Annotated in this window: 18 protein-coding genes and 3 riboswitches; of the genes, 7 read left to right on the top strand and 11 right to left on the bottom strand. The window is 71.1% G+C overall.

All coding sequences use genetic code 11. The features are described 5' to 3' along the window. Positions 1 to 142 precede the first annotated feature (142 nt). Positions 143 to 613, top strand: coding sequence for a hypothetical protein (locus D7W82_RS26240; protein WP_120620973.1), 471 nt, complete (start codon positions 143 to 145; stop codon positions 611 to 613). 51 nt (positions 614 to 664) lie between these two features. Here D7W82_RS26240 and D7W82_RS41785 read toward each other — a convergent pair whose 3' ends face one another. The 10 genes from D7W82_RS41785 to D7W82_RS26295 all read right to left on the bottom strand — a co-directional run bounded on the left by D7W82_RS41785 (position 665) and on the right by D7W82_RS26295 (position 16,274). After that, positions 665 to 4,297 (bottom strand): serine/threonine-protein kinase, encoded by a 3,633-nt coding sequence (locus tag D7W82_RS41785; protein WP_233587938.1) that lies wholly within the window; start codon positions 4,295 to 4,297, stop codon positions 665 to 667. Positions 4,298 to 4,382: 85 nt separating this feature from the next. Next, a complete protein-coding gene (locus tag D7W82_RS26250) occupies positions 4,383 to 6,077 on the bottom strand; it encodes an FHA domain-containing protein (RefSeq protein ID WP_120620974.1) in 1,695 nt (564 codons plus the stop codon). A gap of 290 nt (positions 6,078 to 6,367) precedes the next feature. Next, on the bottom strand, positions 6,368 to 7,141 hold the full coding sequence (locus tag D7W82_RS26260) for a cell surface protein (RefSeq protein WP_120620975.1): 774 nt from the start codon (positions 7,139 to 7,141) through the stop codon (positions 6,368 to 6,370). Continuing rightward, a complete protein-coding gene (locus D7W82_RS26265) occupies positions 7,141 to 8,460 on the bottom strand; it encodes a hypothetical protein (protein ID WP_120620976.1) in 1,320 nt (439 codons plus the stop codon). The genes D7W82_RS26260 and D7W82_RS26265 overlap by 1 nt, the downstream gene beginning before the upstream one ends. Before the next feature lie 169 nt (positions 8,461 to 8,629). Continuing rightward, positions 8,630 to 8,790: riboswitch (cobalamin riboswitch) on the bottom strand. Positions 8,791 to 8,809: 19 nt separating this feature from the next. Beyond that, positions 8,810 to 9,133, bottom strand: coding sequence for a hypothetical protein (locus tag D7W82_RS26270; RefSeq protein ID WP_120620977.1), 324 nt, complete (start codon positions 9,131 to 9,133; stop codon positions 8,810 to 8,812). Between the two features lie 143 nt (positions 9,134 to 9,276). Further along, complete coding sequence (locus tag D7W82_RS26275; protein WP_120620989.1) at positions 9,277 to 9,954, bottom strand: cell surface protein; 678 nt, start codon at positions 9,952 to 9,954, stop codon at positions 9,277 to 9,279. 8 nt (positions 9,955 to 9,962) lie between these two features. After that, positions 9,963 to 11,387: a hypothetical protein gene (locus D7W82_RS26280; protein WP_120620978.1), complete on the bottom strand. Its 1,425-nt coding sequence runs from the start codon at positions 11,385 to 11,387 to the stop codon at positions 9,963 to 9,965. A gap of 155 nt (positions 11,388 to 11,542) precedes the next feature. Further along, positions 11,543 to 11,766, bottom strand: a riboswitch (cobalamin riboswitch). Between the two features lie 42 nt (positions 11,767 to 11,808). Next, positions 11,809 to 13,416 (bottom strand): MXAN_6577-like cysteine-rich protein, encoded by a 1,608-nt coding sequence (locus D7W82_RS26285; protein WP_120620979.1) that lies wholly within the window; start codon positions 13,414 to 13,416, stop codon positions 11,809 to 11,811. Further along, a complete protein-coding gene (locus D7W82_RS26290) occupies positions 13,397 to 15,391 on the bottom strand; it encodes a TonB-dependent siderophore receptor (protein ID WP_120620980.1) in 1,995 nt (664 codons plus the stop codon). Before D7W82_RS26290 ends, D7W82_RS26285 begins: the two co-directional genes overlap by 20 nt. Before the next feature lie 63 nt (positions 15,392 to 15,454). Beyond that, positions 15,455 to 15,666, bottom strand: a riboswitch (cobalamin riboswitch). Between the two features lie 35 nt (positions 15,667 to 15,701). Further along, positions 15,702 to 16,274: a TetR/AcrR family transcriptional regulator gene (locus D7W82_RS26295; RefSeq protein ID WP_233587939.1), complete on the bottom strand. Its 573-nt coding sequence runs from the start codon at positions 16,272 to 16,274 to the stop codon at positions 15,702 to 15,704. An 89-nt stretch (positions 16,275 to 16,363) separates the two neighbouring features. Here D7W82_RS26295 and D7W82_RS26300 point away from each other — a divergent pair, with 89 nt between their 5' ends. The 3 genes from D7W82_RS26300 (at position 16,364) to D7W82_RS26310 (ending at position 19,339) form a co-directional block, all read left to right on the top strand. Then, entirely contained in the window at positions 16,364 to 17,347 is a 984-nt protein-coding gene (locus D7W82_RS26300) for an aldo/keto reductase (protein WP_120620982.1), read from the top strand. 666 nt (positions 17,348 to 18,013) lie between these two features. Further along, entirely contained in the window at positions 18,014 to 18,334 is a 321-nt protein-coding gene (locus tag D7W82_RS26305) for a hypothetical protein (RefSeq protein WP_120620983.1), read from the top strand. Between the two features lie 78 nt (positions 18,335 to 18,412). Further along, on the top strand, positions 18,413 to 19,339 hold the full coding sequence (locus D7W82_RS26310; protein WP_120620984.1) for a hemopexin repeat-containing protein: 927 nt from the start codon (positions 18,413 to 18,415) through the stop codon (positions 19,337 to 19,339). Positions 19,340 to 19,556: 217 nt separating this feature from the next. Here D7W82_RS26310 and D7W82_RS26315 read toward each other — a convergent pair whose 3' ends face one another. After that, on the bottom strand, positions 19,557 to 20,810 hold the full coding sequence (locus D7W82_RS26315) for a YhcG family protein (RefSeq protein ID WP_233587940.1): 1,254 nt from the start codon (positions 20,808 to 20,810) through the stop codon (positions 19,557 to 19,559). A gap of 288 nt (positions 20,811 to 21,098) precedes the next feature. On the opposite strand from D7W82_RS26315, the gene D7W82_RS26320 reads away from it, so the two are divergent. The 3 genes from D7W82_RS26320 (at position 21,099) to D7W82_RS26330 (ending at position 22,490) form a co-directional block, all read left to right on the top strand. Then, on the top strand, positions 21,099 to 21,344 hold the full coding sequence (locus D7W82_RS26320) for a hypothetical protein (protein ID WP_120620986.1): 246 nt from the start codon (positions 21,099 to 21,101) through the stop codon (positions 21,342 to 21,344). Positions 21,345 to 21,379: 35 nt separating this feature from the next. Further along, the gene (locus D7W82_RS26325; protein ID WP_216619209.1) at positions 21,380 to 21,694 is read left to right on the top strand and encodes a helix-hairpin-helix domain-containing protein; all 315 of its coding nucleotides are present in this window, start codon (positions 21,380 to 21,382) and stop codon (positions 21,692 to 21,694) included. A gap of 235 nt (positions 21,695 to 21,929) precedes the next feature. After that, complete coding sequence (locus D7W82_RS26330; protein ID WP_120620988.1) at positions 21,930 to 22,490, top strand: MarR family winged helix-turn-helix transcriptional regulator; 561 nt, start codon at positions 21,930 to 21,932, stop codon at positions 22,488 to 22,490. Positions 22,491 to 22,749: the final 259 nt, after the last annotated feature.

Consider the following 22,749-nt stretch of genomic DNA (forward strand, 5'->3'; position numbering starts at 1 on the left):
GTCTTGTCAACACGGGCACGTCCCGGAGCCCGGCGAGCGGCCAGGCGGGCATCCGTCGGGGTGGGTGGGTGGCCCCCTGGGACAGCGGCCCTAACTTCCCGGACGGACAGGCGCGGAACTCCTCGCGCCCGAGGGGGAAATCATGACGGGCTTCAAGCGCGCGGTGGGATTGGGACTGCTGGTGGGCGGCGCCCTGGGAGGCTGGGGCTGCGGCAAGGAGACGCCCCCGGCGGAGACGCAAGGGTTCCAGGACCCCGTCCAGCTCCAGCACCGTTCCCGCGCGGAACCGGCCGGAGAAAGGGCGGGCAGCCCGCTACGCGACTCCTCCAGCGAAGAGGTCGACGGAAAGCCCTACAACAGCAACAGCCGGAGCGCGCTGGGCGGCGGCACCGCGGCCCCCAACCAGCTGGAGGGGAACACCGTCCAGCGGATGGGCGGCAGCGGAGAGCTGGGCACGGGGCTCGCGGAGAGCTACCGGGGCACGGCCTCGGAGGGCACCGGTGGCTCCGGGCCCGACGCGGGCACCGGAGGCTCTGGAGGCATGGACGCGGGCACCGGAGGCTCCGGGCTCGACGCGGGTACTGGAGGCTCCGGGCTCGACGCGGGCACGTGAGGCTCTGGAGTCCTGGACATGGGCCGCAAGCTCCAGGCGGCTTCGGAACGGCTACTCCTGACGACGCTGCACCTCCCGGAGCTTCTCGTACAGGGTCCGCACTTCACCGAGGGTCGGCGTCCTGCCGCCGCCCTCTTCGACCTTGCCTTCCAGCCTCTCGTATTGCTTGCACAGCAGCCACATGGCCGAGCAGCCGTGGTTGTCCTTGAGCCTCTCGAAGAGTTCCTTCGTCCGCGCCCACTCCTTCGCCACCTCCGGGGAGAGGTTGCTCTCCTTGGCGGGAGCGGGAGCGCGGGCCGGCGCGGCGCGCTTGCCGGGGCGTGCCGGCGCCGCCTTCTTCGCGGCGGGAGCGGCAGCGCTCTCGGCCGGCGCATCCGTGCCGAGCATGGCCTCCAGCGCCAGCGCATCGGTGTCCGTGGCATCCGGCCCGGTGGGGCCCTTCGCGGGCCCGGCGGACGGTGACGTGGGCGCAGCCTGCGCGGAGGTGGGCGCCGCGGCCACGTTCTGGGCAGGAGGCGTGTCCTGCGCGCCGGTCGGCGTGTCCTGGCCCGGCGAAGGCGGCCTCCCCTGGGGGCGCGTGGGAATCTGCTGCACCGGGGTGGGCGGAGGCGGCGTCGACGTCCGCGACTGCTCCAGGCCCACGGCCACGCGCAGCTCGGGGACGAAGTAGAGCCCCGCGCCCACGATGGACAGCGCGACGACCATCAGCAGGATGAACACCAGCGCGGAGCGCAGCCCGCCCCCCTTGCGGACCGGCGCTGGCTCGCGCCGCGCCGCACGCGGCGGCTCCGAAGGCTCCGGACGCACCGGCATGGCCTTGCGCCGGGTCGCGTCGTCGCGCGTGGCGCGCGCGGTGGAAGACTCGTCTGGATCCGCGGCGGGCGCGGGAGCGCGGGCGACGGCGCGCATGCCCGACGCGGTGCTGGAGCGAGGGGGCGGCGTGCTCGGCGATGACCCGCGCACGGCGCGCCGGGACCCCGTGCGGCCCTTGGCCGGAGCAGTGGGGCCGGTGTCGGCCTCACGCTTGCCGGTGGAAGAGGAGGTCTCTCGCAGCAGCGCCTCATCCAGCATCACGCGGGCCTGGGGCTCCTCGCGGCGCGAGGCCCGGGGCATGGAGATGCGCGGGTGCGTGTCCGCGTCGCCCTCGCGCGCGGCCGGGGCGTCGTCCGGATCCGCGGAGATGTACGGCACGCTGGAGTCCGACTCCAGGGCGCGGGCATCCACCGAGACCAGGTCCTCCGACGGACGCGTGTCCTGCACCGTGGGCCGGGGAGCCGGCCCCGGATCGAGCGGCTCGGAGTCCCGCGAGTCCTCTTCGGCTTCAAAGGAGCGCGAGGCGCCGGACTGGATGGACGGCACCTGGATGGTGGGCGCCGCGTACGACGGCAGCGGCACCGGCGCCGGCGCAGGCCGGTTGCCATTCGACGGCGTCGTCACGCCGGGGCGCGAGGCCGACAGGGACGGCATCGCGGCCGTGGGGCGCTGGCCTTCCGGGACGCGGGCCTCCACGGCACGCGCGGACTCGGCGGCGCGGGGCGCATCGAAGCCGCGGGACGACTCCGAAGCCCGGGGCGAATCGAAGCCACGCGACGACTCCGGCGCACGCACCGGCTCGTAGCTCGGCAGGGGCTCCGGGGCGCGAGCCGCGTCGAACGCGGGCGGCGGCGCGGGGCGGCTGCCGTTCGACGGCGTCGTGACTCCAGGCCGCGCGGACGCCAGGGACGGCATCGCCGCGGTGGGGCGCTGTCCCTCCGGGATGCGCGCCTCCGCGGCGCGAAGCTCGGCTCCCGCGGAGCGGCCTCCTTCCGGGATGGGCTCCGGCCACGGATAGGGGCTCTCGGGGAGCTCCTCGTCATCTGCGAACGGGCCGTCCGGCGGAGGCGGCGGCTCCATGAACGGCAGCGACTCACCCGCGGATTCGAACCGCCCCGCCCCGGCGTCGAAGGAAGGCATCGGCGGAGGCGCCACCGGCCGCGACGCATCCACCGGCACGAGGGGCACGGGCCCATCCGCGGGCCGCACGGCGGGAATCGACGCCATCGGCGGAGGCGGGGGCGGCACACCCCGCGGGCCCACCGAATCGGAGAAGGGCAGCGAAGCCCCCCGCCCTCCCGGTTCCGCGAACGGCCGCGACACCGGCACGTCCGGCACCGGAGGCGCGTCGCGCGACGGCAGCCCTGGCTCCGCGTGCGGCAGCGACGTGGCGCGCGGCGCGGTGGGCTCATGCGGCTCGGAGGCCGGCAGCGCGTCCGCGCGGGGCGCGGTGGACTCTCCCAGCAGCGGGGCCGGAGCCTCCGCCTCCACGGCGCGGTCCGAGGGAAGCCGGATGGCCGGCAGGCCCTCGAGGATGGTGGGCCGGTCCATCGCGTCCTGGCGCACCTCCACCGTGGGCGACGGCTCCGACGACGCGGGGCTGGGCCGCATCTTCGCGCGGGCCGCCTCCTCCAGCGCCTCCACCGGGAACGCGGGACGCGTGGACTCGTCCACCACCACGCCGGGGCGCGTCTCACCGTCGTCGCGCGCGCCGCCGCCGTCCTCTCGGCTCCGGGGCGTGGGGTGGAAGGACAGGGGCTCCACCGGACCATCCAGGCGGATGGTCTTGGCCGGCAGCGTGGGCGCCTGCACCGTCGCGCGCGGCGCGGGGGCCAGCGACTCGTACGTGCCGCTGCCGCGCACGTCGCGCGACACCTCGCGCAGGGACGTCAGCAGGCGGCGCTCGGACTGGTAGTCCGCGGAGAAAAGGTCGCGCATGAACTTGCTGACGCTCTCCGGTCCCGCGCTGGTGTCGATCTCCATCAGGCACGCCTGCAGGCGCACCCGGAAGTCCTCCGCCGTCTGGAAGCGCTGCGCCGGGTCCACCGCCAGCGCCTTCGCCACCAGCTGCGACACCGCCGGCGGCGTCAGCGGCTCCACTTCACTGAGCGGCGCCACCTTCGGGTTCGCCACCGCGGACATCAGTTCGCCCGGCGGCAACGCGTCGAACGGGTTCTTGCCGGAGATGAGCTCGTAGAGGCACAGGCCCACCGCGTACAGGTCACTGCGGCGGTCCACCGGCTGGTGCCGGGCCTGCTCGGGCGACATGTAGAGGAACTTGCCCAGGATGATGCTGGGGTTCGTCTTCGCCGCCGACAGCCGGCTCTTGGCCAGGCCGAAGTCGATGACCTTCACCTCCCCCTCGTAGGAGATGAGGATGTTCTGCGGAGAGATGTCCCGGTGGACGAGCTTCAGCTCCTTCTCGTCCTCGTCCCGCTTGCGGTGCGCGTACGCCAGCGCGTCCAGCACGCGGCCCATCACGTACAGCACGAAGGTGAGCGGCAGCGGCGTCTGCCTGTCGCGCACGCGCGCGGCCACCTTGCGCAGGTCCTTGCCGTCCACGTACTCGAGGGCCATGTAGGCCTCGCCCTCGTGCACGCCCATGTCCAGCACCTGCGCGATGGAGCCGTGTCCCAGCCGCACCAGCGTGCGCGCCTCACCGACGAAGCGGTCGACGAAGTCCTGGTCCTCCGCGAACTGCGGGAGGATCTTCTTGATGACGCACAGCTTCTCGAAGCCCTGCGCGCCCTCCAGGCGGGCGAGGTAGATCTCCCCCATGCCGCCGGTGGCCAGATGCGACAGGAGCGTGTACCGGCCGAAGGGCTGCGGCCGGAAGGGACGCAATCGGGCGGGCTGGGTCGAAGAGTTCATGCGGTGCGGGGGTCCACCACGGGTAGCGCATTGAACCCCGGGCAGGGGGCCCGCTTCAACCCGTCAACCGGCCGCGCCGGCCGCCTCACCGGATACCGGGGTTGGTCAGCATGCCCATGTCCTCTTCAATCACCTCGAAAACCGCGACCTTGTCCCGAGGCGGCCGCACCACCCGCTCGCCCAGGGGCATCACGTCGAAGCGGGCCCCGGTGGCCGCCAGCAGCTTGCCGGTCATCAGCACCTGGCCGGGCGCCGCGGTGGAGGCCAGCCAGCCTGCCACCCCCATGCCCTCTCCCACGGCGCTGTACTCCGTGCGGGCCTCGGTGCCGATCATCCCCACCAGCGCCTTGGTGGAGTGCAGCGCGATCCGCAGGTCGCACCGCTCGTCCTGGGGCCTGCGGGCCATGCCCCGCTCCCAGTCCGCGCGCAGGGCCAGCGCCGCGCGCACCGCGCGCACGGCGTCGTCACCCTTGGCGTAGGGCACGCCGAAGAGGGCGCGCATGGACTCGCCCATGAAGCCTTCGACGGTGGCCTCGAAGCTGAAGACGATGCCGCTCATGCGCGCGTGGAAGTCGTTGAGCAGCTGCGTGGCCCGCGCCGCGCCCAGCCGGCCAATGACGGCGCCGAAGTCCGCCAGCTCCGCGTGCAGCACGGTGAGGTTCTTCTCCTCCAGGCCCGGCAGCTTGCCGCCCGTGCGCTGGGCCTCGGCGGCGCGGCGCTCGGCCACCTCCGGCGAGTGGTAGCGCTCCAGGTTGCGCCGCATCCGGTCCGTGCTGGAGCCGTCGCGCACGGCGAAGCGCTGCACGCCGCTGGCCACCAGGTGGGCCACCGCGGTGCACGCGTCCAGCATCAGCTCCAGGCTGGTGTCCCCCCCGCCGGGCACGTTGACGTAGAGCACGCCCGCGAACGGAGGCTCCGTGCCGATGGGGATGCACAGCACCCGGTCCACGCCGTACATGATGACGCTCTCGCGTCCGGCGAAGCGGCGGTCGTCCTTCACGTCGCCCACGGCGATCGCGCGGCCCTGGCGGATGGCCTCGTCCACGATGGCGTCCGACACGGGCACTTCGCCCTTGGCCAGCCGTCCGCGGTGGCGCACCGCCGCGGGCACCAGCGGCCCGGTGGCGTGCTTGAGCAGCACCACCGCCGTCGTCGCGTCGGTGCGCTCCAGGAGCCGGTCCATCGCGGACTCCAGGAACGCGGTCAGCGTGCGCGCGGTGGCCAGCGCCTCCGCGGCGTGCACCAGCAGCACCAGCGTCTCGTAGGACACGCGCGGGCTGGCGATGGCGGAGCCCGCGGGCACGGGTGAGGGACCGGAGAACGCGTCGTCGAACGGCAGCGGCCCCACGTTGTCCAGCAGGCGCAGCACGTCCGCGTCCTTGACGTTCTTGGCCATCAGCACGGAGGGGCCCACGTCCGTGCCGTGCCCGAAGCGCACGACGCCGCCCGCGCCCAGGTCCATCATCTCCGTGGCGGCGTTCTCCACCGTGTGCGGCTGGCGCACCGCCAGGGTGTTCTCCCCCAGCGCCACGGTGTCGCCCGCGTTCAGGTGCTTGCTGCCCTGGAGCGGCGCGCCGTTGACCCGGCTGCCGTTCCGGCTGCCCAGGTCCTCGATGCGCAGCACGTCACCTTCGACGTAGAGCCGCGCGTGCCGGCGCGACACCAGGTCGCCGCCCAGCACGATGTCGTTCTCGTCCGCACGGCCGAGGCTGGTGACGCCCTCCGGCAGGTCGTACGACGTGTCGAAGTAGCCGGGCCCGTTGATGATGATCTGCCACATCGGGCGCAAGACATTACACGACCTCCCAATCTTCCGAGAGTCCGAGACGCTTTCCCGTGGAAGACGGGCGTCCAGCCGAGGCCCCGGACGCCCTCCCGCGTCGCGTCATACCCGGGGGCCCCGCCCGATGCTGGGGTCGGAGTTCACCTGGGGCGCGGTGGATGAAGAGGAAGTCACCCACGCGCAGTGTGCGGAACGCGGTCAGCGGGCGGGACGCGGGGCCCCCAAGGCCCCCAGAGGTCCCCCACCCGCCTCCGCGTCTTCGGAAGGCAGGTGGGGCGCGCGCGTGCTTACGGCACGCCGCCGTCGGGGAGCTGGCCGTTCACCACCGACAGCGCATCCAGGTCGAAGCCGCCGGACGTGCCGCCGTAGCTGTTGAGCCCCGTGTCGGTGAGGCGCACGAAGCGCGCACGGGAGAGCCCCACGTCCGCCAGGTCGAAGCCGTCCCCGCCCGCCACGGCCGGGTCGGTGGGAGACACGCCGTTGTCCGGGGCGGAGAGCACCGGGTGCGTGCCAGCGCAGCCCGGGTAGCCGCCGTCCTTGTCGGTGGCGGCGCACGGGAAGTCGAACCAGGTGACGCCGTCGTCGCTGACGGACACGCTGGCCGTCTCCACGAAGATGTCGCCGCCGAACTTCTGGAAGGCGTTCTCGAAGACGAGCAGGTCCACGCCCGGGCCATCCACCGCGAACAGGTCGGTGAACTCCAGGGTGATGGAGCCGCCCCGCCCCAGCGACAGCACGTCGAGCGAGCCCGTGTTCTGTCCCGCACCCACGGGCGGACCGAGCACGATGTCCGGGAAGCGGTCCTGCCCGAAGCCGGCCGAGTCTCCGAACGCGTACGCCGTCACCCGGTCCGCGAACGGATCCACCGGCCGCGAGCCCGCGTCGACACCGGCATCCGTGTCCGTCCCGGCGTCGGCCTCCGAGCCTGCATCAGGGACACCGGCATCCGCGTGGGCGCCGGCATCCACGACGTCCTCACCCGGAAGTGGACCGGGCTCCGGGTCGCCCGTGCACGCGCCCAGGGCCAGCAGCGCGCCGAGCGCGAGCAGCGGGCGCTTCATCACTGGCCCTGCCGGATGCGCACGAGGCGGCGGCCGTTGACGTCCTTCACGCCCACGAGCAGGTCCGCGCCCAGCGACGACAGCAGGTCCACGGCCGTGCACGCGTCCGGGGCGTTGAGCACCGCCTCGCGCGAGCCCACGCTGACGGGCTGACCGCCGCCCAGGCCGGGCGTGAGCGAGAAGCGCGACACGTCGGTGACGCCGAAGCCCGTGGCGCCGTAGCCACCGCGCGCCACCGCCACGCCGTTGCCGAAGCTCGCGGCGGCGTTGAAGTCAGAGCCCACGTCCACCTTCGGCTCGTTCGTGAGCACCACCGGCGTGCGCGAGGCCAGCGCTGCGTCCAACTTGGAGTTGGACACGGCGTGGGCCACGTTCACGTACGTGTCCGCCTCCGAGTAGCCGAACACCGCGATGCCGTTGTTCGCGATGGCGGTGAAGCCGCTGGCGCCCACCTGCGCCGGGAAGTCCACCACCTTCACGGCGGAGTAGGGCTTGGAGGAGGTCACCAGCGCGTAGATGCCCAGGTCGCCCGTCACCGTATCCACGCCGCCGCCATTGATGAAGAACGTGTCCGTGGTGCCCGCGGCGGTGTAGTTGGCCGGAGCGTCGAGGTAGGTCGCCGCGTCGCGCGTGGACGGATCCAACAGCGCCACGGAGCCCGGGAAGCCCGCGCCGGACTTCGTGTAGCCCGCGAGCAGGCGCGTGCCGTCATAGGCCAGGAAGTAGGACGGGAAGGTGTTGGCCGCGTTGGCGCGGTCCGCGGGCGCGAGCACCGTGTCGAGCGCGGCGGTGCCCAGCGTCACGTCCGGCCAGGTCCCCAGCGCGAAGAAGTCTCGGCCCGTGGCCGTCGTGCGCAAGCCGAAGAGCGAATACGTGGGGCCCGGCGTGGACACCACCGCGACCACTTCCGGAGACAGGTCCGCGGACTCCGCGACGCTGAAGCCCGTCTGGAGCTGGAGCGTGCCCAGCACCTGCTCGCGAGGCAGCGGGGCGCAAGCGACCGTGCCGCCGTCCGTGCCCGCGTCCGTGCCGGTGCCACCGTCGGTCTCCGTGCCCGCGTCCGTGCCGGTGCCAGCGTCCGTCTCCGTGCCCGCGTCGGTGCCCGCGTCGCCCTCTTCGATGTCGACGACGACCTGGGTGCACTTCTGCTCGACGCAGGCCCAGGACTGGCCCGCCGGGGCCGCGCCCTTGTCGCGGCAGTCGAAGGCGTCCACGCACTCATCGCCGCAGCCCGTGCCGCCCAGCACCACCGCCAGCAGGGCGCCCATCAGCGCCGCGCGCTGGCCCTTCGTGCCCATCCGCTTCATGTCGGTCCGCATCGCGTCCTCGCTCCTGGCCTTCCCGCACGAAAGGCGGAAGGCATTGCCCTGGCGGGAGGCTTTCGCGGACGGAAGGCACCGGGCCTCCAGGCGCGCATCGCACCCTGGAGTCCTGCCTTCGCCGTCAGCTCCCCGCGGAGGTTCCGGTCTGTCGCCGGGCCCTCCGTGGGGAGGACGCCGGGTCTTCGCCAGGTCTTCGGACTCGCTGAAACGGTGTTCGTGCGAACGCTGTTCCTGCTTACCGCTGCGGGGCAGTCCCGGACTCGCACCGGGTTCCCTGGAAGCCCTCACGCCCCATGGCGGGAAGGCATCGATGACGGAGCGGGACTATGGCGACCCCGGGGCAAAGTCAATGCGCCGCGGGTTCGGCGCGTCGCTCGCGCATCAGCACGTAGCGCCGCGTGCTGCCGTCCACGACGACGGTGGACACCACGCGCCAGCCCTCGCCGCCCAGCCGCTGGAGCTCCACGAGGTCCTCTTCGGGGCTCTCGCGCTTGACGAAGGTGTACTCGTACGCCGGCGCGGGCGGAGGCGCGGGCGGCGGCGGAGGCACTGCCTTCCGTGGCGCGGGGCGGGACGTCTGCGCCCAGACCGCCGAGGGAAGAAGGAACGCAGCGGCCACGCCGAGCAGGACACTCAGCAGCACGAGGAGTGAGGCGGAACGACGATTCATGGAAGCGCACCCGGGGGAGGGACAGCGGGCATCTAATGCCGCCACCCCCACCCCGGAAGCCTCGTGCGTCCCAGACGCACGGTACGGACGCGCGAGGCCGCCAGGACCGTCCAATGGAGAACGGCCCCGGCGCTCGCGCGCGACTACGGCAGCTGCACGCCGTTCACCACGGCGACGGCATCCAGGTCGAAGCCGCCGCTGGTGCCCGCGTAGCCGTTGGCGCCCGAGTCGCGGATGCGCACGAAGCGGGCACGGGTGAGGCCCACGTCCGCCAGGTCGAAGCCGTCCCCGCCCGCCACGGCCGGGTCGGTGGCCGGGATGCCGTTGGAGGGGTGCGAGTACACGGGCGTGACGCCCGCGCAGCCCGGGGAGTCGTTCGCCACGTCAGCGGACGCGCAGGGGAACTCGTGCCAGGTGACGCCGTCGTCGCTGACGGCCACCACGCCCGTCTCCGCGAACGGCTTGCCGCTGGGCTTGATGAACGCGTTCTCGAAGACGAGCAGGTCCACGCCCGGCCCATCCGTCACGGCGACGTCCGTGAACTCCAGGACGATGACGCCGTTGCGACCGAGCGACAGCACGTCCAACGAGCCCGACGACGCGCCATCCCCTCGCGGCGCGCCCAGCACGATGCCCGGCAGCTGGCTCTGACCGAACCCGGCGCCCGTGCCCGGAGAGAAGGACACGATGTGGTCCGCGAACGGGTCACCCACCAGCGGCCGGGCTTGGAGGGAGTCCTGCCCATCCTCGCCGCCGCACGCCACGGACAGGAGCGCGGTGAAGCCCAGCGCGAATGACTTCGGAAGAAGGGTCTTCTTCATGGGCGTGCTCACGGAGCCTGCTGGATGCGGACCAGGCGCGCGCCGTTCTTGTCATCGACCCCGACGAGCAGGTCCAAGCCGATGGCGGTCATGCCGGTCACGCGCGTGCACTGATCCCCGTAGACGAGCACCGGCTGACGGGCGCCGACGGTCACGGTCGCGCCGGCCTCCGTCACGGTGAAGGCGAATCGCGAGACGTCCGTGCCGGCGAAGTTGTAGTCGGGCGGGACGTAGTCGCCGCGGAGCACGGACACGCCCTCTCCGTGGCCCGAAGCCGCGACGAAGTTGGAGCCCACGGCGAGCGCGGGCGCGTCGGCCACGGCGAACGGCGTGCCGGACCTGAGCGCCTCGGTGATGGACGCAGGGGCAACCGCGCGGCCCTCGTTGAGGAAGGTGTCGTCGGAGAAGTAGCCGATCATCGCGACGCCGTTGGTGGACACGGCGGTGAAGCCGCTGCCGCCCGTCTCCGGCGGGAGCGTGCCCACCTTCAGCGAGGTGAACGGCGAGCTGTCCGTCTTCAGCGCGTAGACGGCCAGACCGGCCGACACCGTGTCGAGCCCACCGCCGTTGATGAGGAACGCGCCCGGCACGACGCCCGCGGAGAAGTTGCTCGGCGCGGAGACGTAGGTGGAGCTGGCGGGAGTGGAGACGTCATACACGCCCACGGAGCCCGGGAAGCCCGCGCCGGACTTCGTGTAGCCGGTGAGGACGCGCTGGCCATCCGTCTCCACGAAGGGGCTGAGGAAGAGCGAGGCGGAGGGCCCGCGATCCGCGGGAGCGGCCACGTCGAACAGCGGCGCCGCGCCCAGCGACACCTGCGGCCACGTGCCCAGCGAGTACAGCGCATGCGGACCGGAGTAGCCGTCCGACACCACCGTGTAGAGCGAGTACGTGGGACCGGGCGTCACGCCCACCGGGCCCGCGGCGGCGGGAAGCGACGCGGCCTCACCGGCCACGAAGCCCGTCTGGAGCTGGAGCGTGCCCAGCTTCGGGTCGTAGGTCGCGACCTCGCACGGATCCGAGCCCGCGTCGGTGTCCGTTCCTGCGTCCGTCTCTGTACCTGCGTCTGTCTCCGTGCCGGCGTCGGTGCCAGTGCCGGCGTCGGTCTCCGTACCGGCATCCGTGCTCGTGCCCGCATCGGTGGTCGTTCCGGCATCGCTACCCGTACCCGCGTCCGTGCTCGTGCCTGCGTCGGTCTCCGTACCAGCATCCGTCTCCGTGTCGGCATCCGGCACGGAGATGGACCGCAGCTCGCAACGCTTCTCGGCGCAGGTGAAGCGCTGTCCCGCGGGGGCCGCGCCCTGGTCGCGGCAGTCGAAGTCATCGACGCACTCATCGCCGCAACCCGTGCTGGTCAGCGACATCGCGAGGGTCGTCAGCACCCACGCGACGTCCTGGAGTCCCCGTCCCGTCATCATCCGCTCGGTCTTCATCCGCGACTGCTCCCTTGCATCGCCCCCACGGGCGAGGTGAATCCAAGGGGCATGGACGGAGAGCGGACCGCGCACGAGGGACACGTCAGGACACGACACGCCGCGCGAGCGGAAGACCTCCGTCACCTCCCCTCGGAGGCTCCGGTCTGGCCATGCCCGGAGGCATGGGTCGTGGCAGGTCTTCGGACTCACAGGCGCGGGAGGCCCTCATCGGGTCACCCACCTACTGGCCGTCGCTTCCCAGCCCACGGAAGGGCCAGTGCTTGCGAGGACGGCGTTCGTTCCTGTTCACCGCTGCGGGGCAGTCCCGGATTCACACCGGGTTCCCTTTAAACGCCACACCGTGCGGATGCGGCGTACCAACGACAGGCGCTGGAGTATGGCGGACGGCAGGGCTTGTCAATACAAGCAGGCCAAAGCCTCACGGCACCGCGACGATGTCGATGGCATTGGAGATGCCGCGCCGGGGATCCACCGGACACGCGTCCAGCGCCGGCCCCGTCGCTTGCGGCGTGGAGTTGCCGCGCCGCTCGACGAACTGGCCGTCGCGCACCTCCACCACGAACACGCGGCCCGCGTTCACGTCCGTGACGTACACGGCATTGCCCACCACCGCGAGCCGTCCGCCCACCGCGAGGTCGCAGCCATTCTCCGGCCCCCCGGTGCAGCCCGGCGACAGCGCATACGACGCCACGGGCTTGTCATCCTTCACCAGCACCAGCCCCGTGGCCCGCACCGCCTTGGCCTGGTAGCCGCCCGCGGTGTCGAACACCGCCTCGCCCAGACAGCTCACCACCAGCTGGTCACCGACGGCCTTCACGTCACCCGCGTTGAGGCAGTCCTTCGCGCCCAGGTCGATGGCATGCACCCCACCATCCGCCGGGTCGATGCGCGCGAGCATCCCGGGCCCGTTGGGCAGATAGTCATTCGCGGGGTTCAGGTTGGTGAGCGCCACATAGACGCCCGCGTCCACGGACACCGCCGCATAGGGAAGCGCCATCGTCGTCCCGCCGTCGAAGGACTTCAGGTCCAGGCCGGTGAGCGGAACGGTGTCCACGAGCCGGGGCTTCTCAGGGTCGCTCACGCTGACGCGAGCCACTGCGTTGCCCTGCTTGAAGTCGGAGCCGGCCGTGCCGAACAGCGGGATGTAGAACGTGTCGCCGCGCTTCGTGATGGCCTGCGGGCTGGTGTTCGCGCCCAGGTTCACCTGCGCCACCGTGCGCAATCCCAGCCCCCCACCCTGCGCGGCCCCTTCCCGCTTGAGCACCTGGAGCGTGTTGTTCACCGAGTCGAGGACATACACATACGGAGGGTCCACGAGGATGTCATTGGGCGAAGCCGCCACCGCGCCCAGCGAGTCCTCCTCCGCCACCGTCCCCAGCGCGCCCGCGCGAGCCTGCGACAGCACCGAGCGCGCCGCGTCCGCCGCCAGCACCACACCATCCCAGGCCGCCAGCGCCTGCACCCCCGAGCCGAACTGCCGCCGGGGCCCCATCCGGTCCGTCCCCGCCTGGATGCCGACCAACTGCCCGTTGGTGTAGCAGGCCGTCACCACGTCATACATGCACCGGCCCGAGTGGCAGGACTGCACGTCCGGGCACACCGCGCCGCAAGCGCCACAGTGGAGCGGATCACTCACGAGCACGACGCAGCTGTCCCCGCACCGCTCCGCGCCGGAGGAGCATCCCTCGCGGCAGGTGCCGGATTCGCAGACCTGGCCGGACGGGCACGCGGCGCCGCAAGCGCCACAGTTCAGCGGGTCGCTCGCGAGCGCGACGCACGCATCACCACACGTCTCCGTGCCCGGCTGGCATCCGCACACGCCCGCCTGACATGTCTCCCCTGCGCCGCACGCGGTGCCACACGCGCCGCAGTTCGACGGGTCGCCCTGGAGGTCCACGCATTCCGCGCCGCAGACGTTGAGGCCAGACGTGCACAGGACCTTCTCCTCCGGGCAGCCGGTGAGGAGCGCCACCGCCAGGGCTGACAGCAACAGCGCGAGCCGAGCATCAGGGAGGGGACGCGACATGGGAGTCCTCGGAGGGAGAAGGGTCGAGCGCCACGGAGAGCGTCACGTAGGCAGCGCGGCCGGGCAGCGGCATGCCGGTGTAGTCAGCGGTCCGCGCATCGAGCAGGTTCTTCACGTCGAACGACACGGTGAGGTCCGGCCGGTGCAGGAAGGTGCTGGAGGCCCCCACGCTCACCCAGGTGCGCGACGGCAGGGACAGCCGCGCCTCACCCACGCGGTTGATCAACTGCGAGGACTGGACGAGGACCTCCGTGCGGCCATTGAGCCAGTCCGGCCCCACGCGCAGCCGGCCCACCCACTTGTGGCGCGGCCGATACGGCAGCTCCTTGCCGAAGTAGCGCGGGTCGCCGTAGCGGTTCTGCGTGCGGGTCCACGCATAGCTGCTGGTGGCGGTGAGCCATGGACGCGGCCGGGCCTCCAGCTCCACCTCCGCGCCCCACACGCGAGCGGCGGCGAAGTTGTAGGGCCTGGCGAGGTTCGGCGGGTACAGCTCGTAGGCGATGAGGTTCTCGTACACCGCCGCGAAGCCGCCCGCGGTGACGCTCCAGATGTCGTCGCGCCACAGGGCCGCGGCGTCCACGGACAAGGCGCGTTCGGGCTTGAGCTCCGGGTTGGGCAGCAGCAGGCCCTGACGGATGTACAGCTCCAGGAACGACGGCGCGCGGTGGGACTGGCCCGCGTTGGCGCGCACGCCGAAGCCGCGCCCCAGGTCCACGCTCGCGCCCAGCTTGGGCGACAGGAGCGAGTAGTGCCCCACGCGCTCCACGCGCACCGAAGGCACCAGCCTCAAGCGCTCGGAGAACAGGGACAGCTCGTCCATGGCCATGACGCTCGCGCGCCACCACGACGCGGCCTGTCCGCCCACCGCCTGCGTGACGGACTCCGATGATCCGGCCAGCGTGACGGCGAGTTCATTGCGTCCCAGCACCGCGCGGCCCTCCACCTCCACGCCGCCCACGGTGTAGCGCTGCGCTCCAGAGTCCACGCCGGTGGTGCCACCCGTGACATCCAGCCAGTCGCGACGGAAGAAGCCGCGGGCACTGCCCTCGCCCGTGTCACCGAAGGGCCGCGCCCAGCGCGCGCCCAGCGACAGGCGCGTCTGGTCCTGACGGCGGGACACGGTGGGGTTCTGCACGGTGCCCGCGAGCGCACGGTCCTGGAGCGACAGCTCCGCGAGCACATCCACGCGTCCGCCACCGTCCAGCCCCTGCCGGTACTTCAGGAGCGCGCCGCCGCCACGAGCGTCGTTGCGCGTGCGCACCTCCTGCGTGAGCGGGTTGTCGTCCAACGCGGGCAGTTCGTCCACGCGGTAGCTGAAGTCGCCCTGGGAGCGGCCACCGTGCAGCAGCACCAGCGCCTGGCCCTCGAGCAGCGCGCCCGACGCGGCGACGTGGGCCATCAGGGTGTCGAAGCTGCCGTAGGTGACCTCGCCGCTGGAGAGCAGCCGTGACGAAGGCGCGCGGGTGACCAGGTTGACCGCGCCGCCCAGTCCACCCGCGCCGTAGCGGGCACCGGCCGCGCCGCGGAGGATCTCCATCCGCTCCAGCAGCGCGACGGGGATGAGCGACAGGTCCGCGGCGCCGCCCGCGCCGTTGAGCGGAATGCCATCCAGGAACACGAGCACGCCATTGGACGACGCGCCGCGAACCACCAGGCTCTTGCTCTGCCCGTATCCGCCGGAGTCCTGCACGACGAGGCTCGCGGATCCACCGAGCAGCTCCGCGGTGTCGCGCGCTTCGCCCGCGCGCTCGCGGGCATCGATGACGGTGATGGCGCCGGTGGGGTCGCGGCGTCGAGCGGAGTCGGCGGGGGCTTCGGGGACTTCCTTGCCGATGACCTCCACGGTGGGGAGGACGAACTCAGGCAGCGGCGCCTCGCTGGCCTCGGGCGCAGGCGTCTCCTGCCCGGCTTGGGCCTGTCCCTGGAAGCTGAGCGCCAGACCGACGACGGTCCGCGCGAGAAGCGAGCGCCACATGCTCCGCCTTCCGCTCCCTCCGTCGAAGAGAGAAGGCCTGACGGCAGCACCGCTGCCGCACCCCTGGGCAGGTCTCCTGGCTGACAGGCTCCAGACGTGGGCGCACGCTGCGCCCTTCTGGAAGGAACCCTCCACCTTCCCTTCGCATCCGCTGACGCGAAAGTGGTGACAACCGAGGCTTCCGGCCCTGGACCTCAGGGCAACCCGTTCACAGTGGCGGGACCGCGCCGGACTCGCACCGGCTTCCCTCTTGAAGGCCCGGCATGGGCACCCAAGGGCCCGGCCCTTCTAGGAGGTCACCCCCAGCCCGTCAAGGCACGGGCGCCGACGCGCCGTGGCGCAGCCCGTCGATGAGCAGGTCGACCATCCTGCGAGTGAAGCCGGGGCCGACCTCCGCGACGGGAACGCAGAGATTCGCCACGCCTCGCAGGAGCTCGTACGCGTCAACGTCCTTGCGCACCTGCCCTGCCGCCGCGGCAGCAGCGAGCAGAGACTGGAGCGCCGGTTCGAGGTGCTCTCGAAAATACGCGGGCAGCGCCTGATACGCCGGATCCTGGGCATTGAGCGACGCGGCAAGGCCTCGCTTGGTGGCAATCAAACTCGTGAACCGGTGAAGCCACCGCGTCAGCGCTTCGAACGCCGCATGCTCGCGCGCCAGCGCCGGGGCTTCGGCCGCGCATGCGTCGATTTCGCGCCGGTACACGGCGGCTATCAGATCGGCCCGCTGTGGAAAGTGCCGATACACCGTCGCGATGCCGACGCCCGCACGGCTCGCGATCTCGCGGACGGGCGCGTCGACCCCGGACTCGGCGAACACGGCCTTCGCCGCTTCGAGAAGGGAGTCGAGGTTTCGCTGCGCATCCGCTCTGGGGGTCTTCTTCATCGCCTTGACAAACGGAACAAGGTTCCGCATATGAGGGTTCATACCGGAACAACGTTCCGTATAGCTCAACCGCAGGAGGAGAGGAAGCCATGCCCCCGACCCACCGCACGACGCAACTCGGCAGGACAGGCCCGCGGGTGTTTCCCATCGCGCTCGGCTGCATGGGCATGTCCGGAGCATACGGGCCGTCCGACGAGAACGAGAGCATCGCGACCCTCCGCGAGGCGATCGACCGTGGGGTGACGCTGCTGGACACGGCCGACTTCTACGCCAGCGGGCACAACGAGCTGCTCATCCGCCGCGCCATCGAGGGCCAGCGCGACAAGGTGCGGCTCTCGGTGAAGTTCGGAGCCATGCGTGGGCCGGACGGGGCGCCCGTGGGCTTCGATGGCCGCCCCGCGGCGGTGAAGAACTTCGTCACGTACAGCTTGCAGCGGCTCGGAGTCGATCACCTCGACGTCTATCGCCCCGCCCGGCTGGACCCGAATGTGCCGATTGAAGACACGGTGGGCGCGATCGCCGACCTGGTGAAGGGCGGCTACGTGCGAAGCATCGGGCTCTCCGAGGTGGGCGCCGAGACCCTTCGCCGCGCGGCGAAGGTGCACCCCTTGAGCGACCTGCAGATCGAGTACTCGCTCATCACGCGCGAGCCGGAGAAGGCCCTCTTCCCCACACTCACCGAGCTGGGCATGAGCGCGACGCTGTACGGCGTGCTTTCCCGTGGACTGTTGACGGGCGCGAAGGTGGAGGGCGCCCGCATGCACTACCCGCGCTTTGCTGGCGAGGCAGGCCAACGCAACGCAGCGACCGTCGCGCGCTTCCACGCGTACGCCGCGGAGCGCGGGATGACACCGGCCCAGCTCTCCGTGGCGTGGGTGCTGGCGAAGCAACCGGCATTCGTGCCCGTGGTCGGCGCACGCACGCGCAAGCAACTGCTCGACGTGCTCGGCGCGCTGGAGAAGCCCCTGTCGTCCGACGACGTAGCCGCCGTCGAGGCGATCCTCCCGAAGGAAGCTATCGCCGGCACGCGCTACCCCGAGCAGCAGATGAAGATGCTCGACAGCGAGCGCTGAGGCGGCTTCCATTTCCTCGCCCCAATTGTCGCAGCAGTGCTGCGACAATCTTCGCGCCGGGAAGTCGGTGGCGAGCTGGAGCGACCGGCGCAGGTTCTTCTCGCCGAAGCCGCGGCAGGAGTGTGCCCCCAATTGTCTCCGCACTGCGGAGACAATTCGGCCGCCATCCCTGCCCCCCGGTGACCGAGGTGCGGACGCAATGCCCCGTCTCTCACCGCGCAAGCCCCCCACTGGAGCATCCGCGCCCATCCCCGCGCGCACCGCCGCACGGTGCGCTGACTCAACCTCAGAGGAGCACGCCGCTGACACGTGGGCTGCTCAAGCCCGGACGCGACCTCAGGCGGTCGAGCCAGCGAGGTGCCCGGGCCGCCGCATCGTGCTGGTGCTCGACAACGGCGACTGCTTCACCACTCTGTCCCCGACGAGGGCGTCCGGCAGTCGGCGCGGCGCTCCTGGCGTATGCGCACGCGGGACGCCTCCCCCCTTTTGCCGACGTCCCCCGGGCGCTTGCCGCGTGCTGGTGGGCTCACTCCACGCTGGCGTCGACAGCTGGGTGGACGGGCTGGCGCTGGACACCTGGGCGGAGACACTCCACCCGTCCTTACTCGTTCTGTCGGAGAAGGCCGGGAAGGTGGCCTTGGCCCCGGGGCCCTGTACGAGAGGGGCGTGCTGCACCGCGACCTCAAGCCCGAGGAGGCGGGCCTTCTCGAGTGGGAGGAGGTGCCCCCGGCCGAAGGGCAAGGCGTAGCGCAGCGGCGCATCCGCCGGCCCGAGTGGCCCGCCGAGTCCAGTACGCCGCCACCTCGCAAGCCGGTGCTGAAGCGCTTCCTGCACATACCCGTGGCTCGCGAGAGGCGCCCCGAGGTCGTACCGGACAAGTCGCAGTCCGCTGGAGTGCGAGGGCCGCGCACGCGCGGATGGCCGTACTTCGTCCTCGTGTCCGCGCTGGCGGTCGGCATCTTCGGGGCAAAGGTGCTCGGTTGGTGACCTCCCGCTCGGGCGTTACGTGCCGCTCACCTTGTCACGGCCCCGCAAGTGCCCAGGGTTCCAAAGGGAGGGCGAGACATGTTCAAGCACGTGCTGTCCACGAAGGACCCTGCAGCAGCCATACAGGAATGGGAGAGCCTCGGGGGGCGGGAACTCCACCGCTTCTCCGAGTCGGTGTTCGTCGCCGAGCTACCCGAGGGGGTGGAGGTGGCGGCGCTGAAGCATTCACAGCCGCTCCAGCCGGAGGCGCTCGACGGCGCCTCGAGCCTGGCGGTGGATGCATGGCGGGCGATGGAGGACAAAGCCAGACGGAAGGAAATGGGTCCGGCCGAAGGCCTGCCCTGGGATGCTCCGGGCTACCAGCCCCCGAGGAAGAAGGACGCGGAGAAGGAAAAGGCCCTGAAGGTCATCCCACGCAGGGCCCTGACAGGCCCCGTGGGCATCGGGCTCGTCATCGTTTCGGGCCCCGGCGAGGGACTGGACTTCTCCTCGGAGCAACGGAGCAAGGTCGTCCAGGAGGCGCTGGAGGGGCTGAACTTCCTGGTCGGCGCGGAGCCCCGGGCGCGCGTGTCCTTCTCCTATGACATCCGCCCCGTGAGCGTCTCCGCGCCTCCAGGTAGCGTGATGCGCATCACCGACGGCTGGAATGGCCTGCCTGCGGATTTCACTGGCGGCTTCAACGCGGCGGTGTGCGGGCGCGGCCCCTTCGCCGGCAAGGGCTACTTCTTCAAGGGCGACTCCTACATCCGCTACGACTGGCAGAGCGACCGGGTGGACTCCGGGCCCCGCCTCATCGCCGACGGCTGGCATGGCCTGCCCGAGGGCTTCACCAGCGACTTCGACGCCATCCTCAACGGAGGCGGGCAGTTCGCCGGCAAGTGCTACTTCTTCAAGGGAGACTCCTACGTCCGCTACGACTGGCAGAGCGACCGGGTGGACCCGGGCTACCCCCGGAAGATTTGCGACGAATGGCCCGGGGTCCTCATGTGGCCGGCCAACTCCTGACGCCGTGACGCAGCTGGAGCGCGTCCGCAAGGCGTCTGGACTGGACGCTGCACTACGTCGACGCCAGCGTGGTGTGAGCCCACCCGCGTGGCGACGCGCTACGAGAAGCGCGCCGCCAACTGCTTGGCGATGGTCCTCATCGCGCCTCCATCCGTCTCTGGCTCTGGGTTGTGGACACGCCCTGCCCGTCAAGGTGCGCTCTGTACCCGCGAGCCCGTCACTTCCGCCCCTTGGGTCTCCGCTTCGAGCCACGAATCGCCGCGGCGTGCGTGCTCGACGCTACGTCCACGTCGCCCCCCGCACTGATTTCGAGCCTCGCACGCGCGGACTCGATCGCGCGGTGGAGACGCTCCTGGAGGACCTCACGCGGAGGCAGTTCCGTCAGGTACTCAGCGACATGGATTCCGCGTGCGTCGAGGTCGAGGTACTCGACCGTCTCGCGCTTCTTGCCCGCGCACAGGATGATGCCGAGCGGAGCCTGCTCGGCAGGATGGCGCTCGTGTCGATCGAGCCACCGCAAGTAGAGCTCCATCTGACCGGAGTCCGAGGGCTTGAAGTCGCCGATCTTGAGTTCGATGGCGACGAGCCTTCGCATGCGCCGATGGAAGAAGAGCAGGTCGAGGTAGTAGTCGTCGCCGTCGAGCGTGATGCGCTTCTGCCGTTCGACGAAGGCGAAGCCCACGCCGAGTTCGAGGAGGAAGCGCTCAATCTCACGGAGGATGGCTGACTCGAGATCCTTCTCGCTATAGGTGTCGGAGAGTTCGAGGAAATCGAGCATGTACGGGTCTTGGAACACGAGCGACGGCGTGAGTTCTCCCTCCTCGCGCAGCGCCGCGAGCTCACCCCGAATGAGAGCCTCCGGCTTCTTGGAGAGTGCCGTGCGCTCGAAGAGCATGCTGTCGATCTTCTGACGCAGCTCGCGCGTACTCCACCGTTCGACGCGGCACATCTCGGCGTAGAACTCGCGCTTCAGCGGGTCGTTGAGCGGAATCAGCAGGGTGAAGTGAGTCCACCCCAATTGTCGCAGCAGTGCTGCGACAATCTCCGCGTCGGGAAAAACGGTGGCGAACTGGACCATCCGGCGCAGGTTCTTTTCGCCGAAGCCACGCCCGTAGCGTGCCTCCAATTGTCTCCCCACCGCGGAGACAATCTGACCTCCGTATTCCGCTCGCCGCCCACCCGTCACCTCGGTGAGGACGCGATGCCCCAGTTGCCAGTACAGCGTCGTGAGAACGGCGTTCGCGGTGACCGCGACTTGCTTTCGAGCCCCCTCGATCATCGAGCTGAGGTCGTTGACGAGCATCGAAACCTCCTGGTCGCTGGGCGCGCCATCGAGCAGATGACGCGAGTGAACAGTCGAGTCCTGGTGTGCCACCATCGGCGGCGATTTCCCAGCACGCTCCGACGTCGGACCCGTGGGTTCCGGGACGCTGTTCGCTACCATCTTCGCGGGCTTCTTGCGCGTGCTCACGGCTCCAACACCATGCAGAACGGGTGCCGCTGCGCCTGATGCGAGCCCGGCAACAGGGTGCGTGCCGAGCAGGCCCCGACTCTCACCGCGCAAGACCCGCACTGGAGCATCCACGCCCATCCCCGCGCGTGGACGCCGCGCGCACCGCCGCACGGTGCACTGACTCCACTTCAGAGGAGCACGCCGCTGGCACGCGGTCTGCTCAAGCCCGGACGCGACCTCAGGCGGTCGAGCCAGCGAGGTGCCCGGGCCGTGGTGGCGCGGGATTCTGAAGGGGGAAGCGTGTCGATGCTGATGGCGGGGAAGCGGTTGGCGGTGTTCTCCATCCGCGAGGGCAAGGGCGGGAGCATCTGGGTGCGCGCGGGCAGCGCGTTCGTCAACAAGGACGGTTCGCTCAACGTGCTGTTGGACGTGCTGCCCCTGGACGGGAAGCTGCACGTGCGCGAAGCGGCGGAGAAGCGCGACACGGCGGCCGGCAGCCGCTTCGGAGGCGGCGAGTCTTCGCTGGAGGCGGGCGTGGAGGGCCACTCGTGAAGTGGGCCTGGGCGTGGGTGTTGGGCTGCGTGCTGATGGGGCCGGGGCGTGCGGATGCCGCCAGCCCGCGCATGCAATACGTGGGGGTGGTCAACCTGAACGAAGCCACGGCGGCGGAGCTGGACCTGCTGCCGGGCGTGGGTGAGAAGGCGGCGCAGCGCATCCTCGAGCACCGCAAGAAGCGGCCCTTCGGTCGCGTCGAGGAGCTGGTCCGGGTCAAGGGCTTCGGCAAGAAGAAGTTCCTCAAGCTGAGGGCCCACCTGGCCCTCAGCGGCCCCACGACTCTCAAGAAGGAGCAGGTCCCCGCCTCCCAGCCGCCGGGAAGGGAGGCAAGCGTCACGAACCCATGACAAATACAACCATCGGTTGAGTCAGGCTCAGGAAGGCCGCCATTCCCAGGTCCCGGCATGCCCCGGGGATGGCGGCTTTCCGCAGCCTCCCACGGCCTCCAGCCGGGCGGCCCCGTCCGCCTGAGTGTACCCCTTCCGGATTTTGCTGGAACGCCCAGGCCGACGCGCTAGGACACGCCCATCTTTGGAACACAACGGAAAGACAGGGAGGCCGGAGGTGAGGGAGGATGCGCCCATGAAGGACACACAAGCCCCGGAGTCGATACCAGGCCCGGACGGCAGCAGGTCCCGGGGTTCGCAGCAGCAGCAGCAGTTGGGTGAGGTGCTGGAGTTCATGCGCCTCCTGTGGGCCGTGGACCATGGCCTGCAGTCCACGTCCAAGCGGATGGAGTCCACGCTGGGGCTCACCGGCCCGCAGCGGCTGGTCATCCGGCTGGTGGGCCGCTTCCCGGGCATCACCGCCGGCACGCTCGCCAACATCCTCCACGTGCACCCCAGCACGCTCACCGGCGTGCTCAAGCGCCTGGAGAAGCGCGGCCTGCTGGAGCGCAAGTCGGATCCGCTCGACGGCCGCAAGGCGCTCTTCGCGCTGACCGACTCCGGCCGCGCGCTGGACATCCCGTCCGAGGGCACCGTCGAGTCCGCCGTGCAGCGCGTGCTCGCCCGCCTGGCCCGCGACCGCATCGTCGTCACCCAGGACGTGCTCAAGGCGCTCGCCGAGGAGCTGGGCGGCCTCTCCGCGCCCCTGGAGGACACGCAGGCGTCCTCCCGCTCCGTCCCTCCCGCCGAAGGCTGAGCGCGCCCCCCTGCCCTCCCACCGTCCCCACCGGACGGGGAGGGCCCGGGTGCCCCTTCCGCGTTGTCCCCAGAACCCTGCCGTCCGCCCCTCCTTCGTGCGGCGGACACAGGCTCCTCCCTTTCTGTCCTCCGCCCCGGCGATGCACGCGCGAAGACGGCGGGAGTGCGCCACAATTGGGAAATAGGCCGCCCCGCCCGGGGTTGGCTCGCGACCGACGAGCGGACAAGCCAGCGTGAACCTCGAGACACCGCAGAGC

This window comes from Corallococcus sp. CA049B (assembly GCF_003611685.1).
Taxonomy (GTDB): Bacteria; Myxococcota; Myxococcia; order Myxococcales; family Myxococcaceae; genus Corallococcus; species Corallococcus coralloides.

What these genes read in the sequence shown, in the direction of transcription:
- D7W82_RS26240 (WP_120620973.1), top strand. Translation starts at nt 143, where the DNA reads ATGACGGGCTTCAAGCGCGCGGTGGGATTGGGACTGCTGGTGGGCGGC.
- D7W82_RS41785 (WP_233587938.1), bottom strand. Translation starts at nt 4,297, where the DNA reads ATGAACTCTTCGACCCAGCCCGCCCGATTGCGTCCCTTCCGGCCGCAG.
- D7W82_RS26250 (WP_120620974.1), bottom strand. Translation starts at nt 6,077, where the DNA reads ATGTGGCAGATCATCATCAACGGGCCCGGCTACTTCGACACGTCGTAC.
- D7W82_RS26260 (WP_120620975.1), bottom strand. Translation starts at nt 7,141, where the DNA reads ATGAAGCGCCCGCTGCTCGCGCTCGGCGCGCTGCTGGCCCTGGGCGCG.
- D7W82_RS26265 (WP_120620976.1), bottom strand. Translation starts at nt 8,460, where the DNA reads ATGCGGACCGACATGAAGCGGATGGGCACGAAGGGCCAGCGCGCGGCG.
- D7W82_RS26270 (WP_120620977.1), bottom strand. Translation starts at nt 9,133, where the DNA reads ATGAATCGTCGTTCCGCCTCACTCCTCGTGCTGCTGAGTGTCCTGCTC.
- D7W82_RS26275 (WP_120620989.1), bottom strand. Translation starts at nt 9,954, where the DNA reads ATGAAGAAGACCCTTCTTCCGAAGTCATTCGCGCTGGGCTTCACCGCG.
- D7W82_RS26280 (WP_120620978.1), bottom strand. Translation starts at nt 11,387, where the DNA reads ATGAAGACCGAGCGGATGATGACGGGACGGGGACTCCAGGACGTCGCG.
- D7W82_RS26285 (WP_120620979.1), bottom strand. Translation starts at nt 13,416, where the DNA reads ATGTCGCGTCCCCTCCCTGATGCTCGGCTCGCGCTGTTGCTGTCAGCC.
- D7W82_RS26290 (WP_120620980.1), bottom strand. Translation starts at nt 15,391, where the DNA reads ATGTGGCGCTCGCTTCTCGCGCGGACCGTCGTCGGTCTGGCGCTCAGC.
- D7W82_RS26295 (WP_233587939.1), bottom strand. Translation starts at nt 16,274, where the DNA reads ATGAAGAAGACCCCCAGAGCGGATGCGCAGCGAAACCTCGACTCCCTT.
- D7W82_RS26300 (WP_120620982.1), top strand. Translation starts at nt 16,364, where the DNA reads ATGCCCCCGACCCACCGCACGACGCAACTCGGCAGGACAGGCCCGCGG.
- D7W82_RS26310 (WP_120620984.1), top strand. Translation starts at nt 18,413, where the DNA reads ATGTTCAAGCACGTGCTGTCCACGAAGGACCCTGCAGCAGCCATACAG.
- D7W82_RS26320 (WP_120620986.1), top strand. Translation starts at nt 21,099, where the DNA reads ATGCTGATGGCGGGGAAGCGGTTGGCGGTGTTCTCCATCCGCGAGGGC.
- D7W82_RS26325 (WP_216619209.1), top strand. Translation starts at nt 21,380, where the DNA reads ATGGGGCCGGGGCGTGCGGATGCCGCCAGCCCGCGCATGCAATACGTG.
- D7W82_RS26330 (WP_120620988.1), top strand. Translation starts at nt 21,930, where the DNA reads ATGAAGGACACACAAGCCCCGGAGTCGATACCAGGCCCGGACGGCAGC.